Source organism: Fluctibacter halophilus (genome assembly GCF_020687825.1).
Taxonomy (GTDB): domain Bacteria; phylum Pseudomonadota; class Gammaproteobacteria; order Enterobacterales; family Alteromonadaceae; genus Fluctibacter; species Fluctibacter halophilus.
In genome coordinates this window covers 195,919-202,453 of the sequence record NZ_JAJEWP010000007.1, presented here as the reverse complement: position 1 = coordinate 202,453, position 6,535 = coordinate 195,919, and the positions used below count along the sequence as shown (strand labels likewise).

Here is a 6,535-nt window from a genome sequence, read left to right as displayed (position 1 = left end):
CACCTACTATTCTTGCCTCTTAACAGCTTATTACTGAGACTTCATAGTAACACCCGTTTCCCATGAAAAAACATATTCTGTGTTTTCATGGGAAAAGGTCACAATGTCTACTTTACGTACTTAGCCGTCATTCAAACTTCCAATCGCCACCGTCCACTACTGGCACTTAGCCAACACTCACCTCCACTGCGTATTCAGAGCCTTACTGCCCGCTCTAGCGAAGTTCAGCAGACACTACCGTCATTGCGGCGGAGGCCGCAATCTTCATTGGGTTGATGACCAACCAAAACAGTGTTGATTCGTGTGAGTCAGGTAATGTGGGAGGTCCTCGCCTTCGCGAGGATGACGATTCTTCGTAGCGAACTTACTTGGGTCACCGTCCACTACTGGCACAACGCAGCCAACCAACCGCAGACGACCAAACCGCCCAAAATACGTTCAACTGCCAGAAAAAAGCGTCCGGCTCGCCCATTAGCGGGCAAATTCAAGGTAGGCTAGGGCTTGTTTAAATAACAACCAACAAGGACGCTGATACCATGTTACGCACACGTCTGTCTGGCCTCTCAGTGGCATTGACCATAAGCCTGTTGGCCACGCCACTGGCACTGGCACACCCCAAAAAATTACCCGAGGGCCCTTACATCGGCCAAACGTCGCCCGGCCAGACGCCACAACCTTTTGCACCGGGGATCGTGTCGACACCCGGCTACGAGTACAGTGGTGTGTTTACGCCGGATTTAAACGAGTTCTATTTTATTCGCGGCGCTCAAGACAACAAATCCCAGGAATTTGTGCAGATCAAAAACCACGATGGCCAATGGCACACCTCGGTTATCTCACCCCGCAAAGGCCAGCCCTTTGTCGCGCCTGACGGTCAGACCCTGCACCTTGGCCGTCGCTATATGACCCGGGAAGGGAACGGTTGGTCCGAGGTAAAATTCCTGCCGGAACCGTTTAAAGACATGTTCATCATGCGTCTGACCGCCTCGGCCAACGGCAACCTGTATTTTGATACCTATGATGCCGACAATGACGAATTCCCGATCCGCTATGCGCGACGCATCGACGGTGGCTATGCGCCACCTCAACCGCTGGATGACACCATCAACACCGGTAAGCAGCTCAATCATCCGTTCATTGCGCCGGATGAATCCTACCTGATTTGGGATGCTAAACGGGATGACGGTCACGGCGGCTCCGATCTGTACATCAGCTACCGACAAGCCGATGGCAGCTGGGGCGAAGGGATCAATCTGGGCGATAAAATCAATACCCCGGCCTGGGATGCGGCGGGTCATGTCACCCCCGACGGCAAATACTTCTTTTTCCAGCGCATGATTGATGAAGGCCCGGAAGGGGAACTGCCCGATGTGGATATCTATTGGGTAGAGGCCAGCTTTATCGATGAATTACGCCCCAAGGCGCCCTAGCCACGTCCAGGATTGAGCAACGCAAAAAAGGCGCCTTCTGGCGCCTTTTTTTGTCACTTGGTCACTGCACTCCGAGGTTTAATCCTCCAAGGCCAGAATATAAGCTGCGCCCGAGGCATCGCCATTGTCATCACGGTGCGGCGCAGCAATGATTGCGGCCGTGTCACCAAGGGCAAGATTCCAGCCAAACCTATCCTGAGCCACCCCGTCACTGGCCAGTTTTTTGCTGACATAGCGCCACTGGCCTTGTTGCTTTTTGAACACATACACGGCGCCGGCATTGTCGGCCTGCTCATCGTTATGCATCGCACTGATGATGGCGGTGTGTTTGTTAAGCGCCACCCCACGGGCAAAACGATCATCGGCGTTGCCGTCCGGCGCAATCAGCTTTTGGGTTTGCCGCCACGCACCGTTTGTGCGCTCAAAGATATACGCCGAGCCTGCATCCGTGCCAATCCCTTCCACATCGTCCCGTCTGGCAGAGATTAATGCGGTATCACCACTCAACGCCACCCTTACCCCGAAGATGTCGGTGTCTGCGCCGTCGTCAGCCATCAGCTTTGCTTGTTGGCGCCATTGTTCGCCGTCAAAGACATAGGCATATACCGCGCCGGCTTTTTCCGCCTTTTCATCGTTCAGATCCGCTCCCACCAACAGGGTATCTCCGTCAATCGCAACACTGATCCCGAACAAATCTCCCTCAGCACCGTCCTTTGCCGTGAGTTTGCCCTGAAAACGCCAGCGGTGTTGATCCCGATGGTATACGTACGCTGCGCCGGAATCTTGTAGTGGCGCATCACTGCGGGGGGCACCAATGACAAGAAACTGTTCAGTCAGCGCGATACTTTGACCAAACCCGTCCCCCGCTTTGCCATCAAAGGCAGTCAGCATTTGGGTCTGCGACCATGTACTTGCCGTGCGCTCAAACGCAAACACGGCCCCGGCATTTTCACCGTTGTCGTCTCGTCCGATGACGCCGAGCATCGCAACCTGGTTGTAGAGCGCCACATTCCCACCGAGAGTGTCCTGTTGGTGGGCGGGTTGAGCAACCAGTTTAGCCTGTTGTTGCCACCCTTCTAGGCCGAGGGTAAACACATAGGCAGCCCCCGCATCCTCAAGCTGTCCGACATCGGCGTTGAGCGCGCCAACCAGCGCGGTAGTGCCATCGATGGCGACACTGTAACCAAATTGGTCTTGTGCACGGCCATCATCAGGTAACAGGATTTGCGTCCTGGCGACCGCCAGACTGGAAACAAGTAGGGTGGTACAGCACAAGACGACAGCAGATGTAGATTTCATAAATGTGATGTTCGATTCGGGATTGGCAGGCTAACAACCTATTCGACACACAACCTCATCTCAAGACAAACGCGACGAAGGGGTAAACACCGGGGTTGTAATGAAAACCGACCACCAAGACCGGGGGTTATGTGGCGGCCCATCTGAGCAAAACAGGCACAAAAAAGGCGCCTAAGGGCGCCCTTTTTAATCGAGACTGTGCAGCATTACTGCGGCGCTTCACCTTCATCCATTGGGATCACCGGCTGCTCGGCCTCGCCTTCCTCCGGCAAGCTGATAAAATCATCCATGGTTTTGCGCAACTGGCCGGCGGCAAATGCAGATAAACGGTATTGCACCTGTTGCCACAGTTCGCGTTGCTCGCCGTCAACCCGCAATACCGCGCCATCCTCATCATCGATCAGCGTAAAGGTGATCGGCGTGCCGCTGCGCAGTTGCAGGGTGTATTGCTGCACGGATGCGTCCTGTGCCACTGGTGTGCGAGCCTCCACCTGTTCAAAATCGACACTGACCACACTGTCCAGCCAGTTGTCCAGCACCCGGGGATAGCGCAGGGTGGCTTGCTCTGGCATGCCATCCAGCACGGCCTGTTGGGTTTCCTCGTCGACTGAAAGGTGCAGCGCCGTCGGACCTGACAACTCCAGCGAGGCCACATCACCCACACTGACAGGCAGGATGTTGTGATCCAGCCAGCGCTGGGCATCTCTGGGCAGCGAAACGATGATGTCCACCAACCAGGTCTGGTTTTGCCTCGGCAACCGCACGTAGCTGCCCATGCCGGAAGACGCCGTCTGGCCCACCAGCAATTGCCAGGTGTCCTGCTGAGTAGCGAGTTCCACCAGCGTTGCACGGCTGTCGGCTTGTGCGATATCAGACAATCCCAGCACACTGTGATTGTCCGGGTTATTGGTTTTGGCCTCGATACGTTTGGCGTCTACCAGTTGCTGAACCATGGCGGATAGCTGCTCAGCGTCGACGGGGTAAGGCACGGCAAGCCCATCCAGTCTGGCCATCCACACGCCATCCTTTCTGACGGCTTCGAGCACGATGCCCTGTTGATTGCTGATCACCACACGATCAAGATCCTGCGCCTTGGGGGCGAGATCGGCAAACAACAACGACGACTGCATCGAGGTGTTGTCCGGCTCGTGGTTCAACCATACCGCGGCGCCTGCGGCAATCAACAGCAACAGAACGAGAGGTAATAAACTGCGTGGCATCATGCACCTCCTTTTTGCAATCGGGCGTTGCGGCGGAACAACCGTGCCAACACCATTAACACCAGCATCAGCGCCAGCGGCGCAGCGGCGATGTTGATGAATTTCAACCAGTTGCCCAACGATTCAATGTCTTTGTCGAGCTGGTGTCGAACATCGCGCAGGGCTTTGCGGATGTCGATTTTCTTCTGCATGAAATCATCCACGGCCTTTTGCTGTTCAGGTGACAACGCCAAAGCACCACCGTCCATTTGCTGTCCCTGCAACTGGGCCAACTGGGCTTCGGTTTCCTCCAGCTGTTGCTGCAAGGCACGTTCCTGGGCCCGGAAGCTTTCTTCGGCTTTGACCGTCAGGTCTTCCACCACTTTAAACGGACGAGCGAAGGTGCCACGGCTGCGCACACTGATCAGCGCATTGCTACCGCCCAGGTTATCCACGCTGTTGGTGACCAAGTCACCGTTGTTGGCGAAAGGGGTTACGATGGTCTGGCCAAAGAAGCTGGTTTGTTGCACCCAGAAACGGTCGGCCAGCAGATCACTGTCTGCCACCACCACAATGTTCGCCGCGCTGGTTTCAGACACGTGGGCGCCGCTCACCTGGGTGTTTTCCGGTTTGCTGTCGTAAGCGCTGCGCAGCGTGCCGGAAATGCGCGCCGCCAACGTGTACGCCTTGTCCTGACGGTTGAAGGACTGGCTCAAGGTCTGCGGGTCCCGTGCGCTGGCATAAGTGTCTGCGCTGATCACATCGGTGTCCTGGGAAGAGGTCATCAATGGGGTCCACTGCACATCCGCATCGGCCTTTTTGCTCAGCACGCCGACGGATGCCGCGTTGATCATTTCAAGGTTGGCGGTGGTCACATCATTGCGGTCAAGCTGTTCAGCAGTCAGACCAATGAAGCCAAAGTGGCGCGCGACTCCACCCTGTGGGGTGCGAATGTCCAGACCCAGTGATGCATCCAGTACAACCTGGGTCGGGTCAAAAACAACGCCCCAACTGTCCAGCAGGGTCGACAGTTCCGAGCTGTTGGCCGACATGCCACCCATCATCGACATGGCATCGGATTCGCTGTGCGGATCCACAAACGCCATCACGTTGCCGCCGGCCATCACATACTGGTCAATGGCATAGGTCAGGGATTCTGACAGGCCTTTGGGGTGCACCAGCATCAGCACATCCGTTTCCTCCGGCAGGGTGGTCGCGGTGCTGTCAATGTGGGTCAGCGAATACAGTTGATCGAGCTGATCGTAGAAGGTCCAGGCCGGGTCAAAACGTCCGGTCATCGGGTTTTGTCCACCGGTGACCGGCAAGTCAGTCACCAGGGTCACCTTCAGCGCGGCAGGATTGCTGAGCTGGTAGATCAGCTTGCTGATCTCATACTCCAGAAAACTTTCCTGTTGCGGGTCGAAGAACGCAATGATCTGTTGGTCGTCCAGCGCATTGGTTGCCGCCAGGCCCAGATAAATACTGTCGCCCGCAACCCCCAGACCCGCGGCAGTCAGCCCGTACTGATTGGCCAGGTCCTCGGCTTCGGAAAACGGCTCCGGATCGATGATGTTCAGGCGAATTTTTCCGTTACCCCGGGACTGATACTCCTCCAGCAGGCTCTGTACCCGGTTGGCGTAGTTACGCAGACTGGTCATGCCCTTGGACGATTTTTCGGAAAAGAAGAAATACAGGTTAATCGGCTCATCCAACTCAGACAGGATCGCTTCACTGCCTTTGGACAAGGAATACACCTTGTTCTCAGTCAGATCGGTGCGCACTGACGAGAGCAGTTGGTTATTGAGGATCACCAGCGCAAAAAACAGGCCGCCCAGTAATATCATCATCAGCGGCAAAGAAATCGTACGTCGCATAATTAATCCGCCTTTTTCTGTTCAATGATCAACAGGCTGGCATACAGCCAGGTGCCCATCAAAATCAGGAAATAGCCCACATCGTTCAGGGCAATCACCCCTTTGGCGAGGGATTCAAAGTGGGTCAGGAAACTGAACGAGGCAATGGTGTCGATCACCAGCGAGGGCGCCCAGCCTTTGAAGGCGTCCAGCACAATGCCGGAGCCGCTGACCACAAACAGGAAACACACCACCACGGCCAGAATAAAGGCAATCACCTGATTCTTGGTCAGTGCCGACATGCACATCCCAATCGCCAGGAACGCCCCGGCCATCAGCCAGCTGCCCAGATAGGCGGCGATGATGATGCCGTTATCCGGATCTCCCAGGTAATTCACCGTCAGCCACATCGGAAAGGTCAGGATCAGAGACAATCCCAACACACTCCAGGCCGCCAGAAACTTACCCAGCAAGGCTTCGAAGGTGCTGATCGGCAAGGTCATCAACAACTCAATGGTGCCGCTCTTACGTTCCTCCGACCAACTGCGCATGGCAATGGCAGGCACCAGGAACAGGTACAGCCAAGGGTGGAAATTGAAAAACGGCAATAAGTCTGCCTGTCCACGCTCGTACAGGTTGCCGATAAAGAAAGCAAACACACCAGACATCACCAGGAAGATGGTGACAAACACATAGGCCACCGGGGTGGCAAAAAAACTCGCCAGTTCACGGCGAAATACGACAGATACCATAC

The 6,535-nt window shown here is 55.5% G+C and carries 5 protein-coding genes; 1 reads left to right on the top strand and 4 read right to left on the bottom strand.

Translation table 11 applies throughout. From position 1 onward, the window contains the following. The first annotated feature begins 536 nt into the window (after positions 1-536). Positions 537-1,430, top strand: a complete 894-nt coding sequence (locus LJ739_RS18145; RefSeq protein ID WP_229162845.1) for a TolB-like translocation protein — start codon at positions 537-539, stop codon at positions 1,428-1,430. 78 nt (positions 1,431-1,508) lie between these two features. Here LJ739_RS18145 and LJ739_RS18140 read toward each other — a convergent pair whose 3' ends face one another. From LJ739_RS18140 to LJ739_RS18125, 4 genes are all read right to left on the bottom strand, one after another. Continuing rightward, positions 1,509-2,729, bottom strand: a complete 1,221-nt coding sequence (locus LJ739_RS18140) for an FG-GAP repeat protein (protein WP_229162843.1) — start codon at positions 2,727-2,729, stop codon at positions 1,509-1,511. Between the two features lie 206 nt (positions 2,730-2,935). Next, positions 2,936-3,952 carry a DUF4340 domain-containing protein gene (locus tag LJ739_RS18135; RefSeq protein WP_229162841.1) on the bottom strand — a complete coding sequence of 339 codons (1,017 nt, stop codon included), beginning with the start codon at positions 3,950-3,952 and terminating at the stop codon, positions 2,936-2,938. Next, complete coding sequence (locus LJ739_RS18130) at positions 3,949-5,802, bottom strand: GldG family protein (protein WP_229162839.1); 1,854 nt, start codon at positions 5,800-5,802, stop codon at positions 3,949-3,951. The genes LJ739_RS18135 and LJ739_RS18130 overlap by 4 nt, the downstream gene beginning before the upstream one ends. Before the next feature lie 2 nt (positions 5,803-5,804). Next, complete coding sequence (locus LJ739_RS18125) at positions 5,805-6,533, bottom strand: ABC transporter permease subunit (RefSeq protein WP_407646815.1); 729 nt, start codon at positions 6,531-6,533, stop codon at positions 5,805-5,807. Positions 6,534-6,535 lie beyond the last annotated feature (2 nt).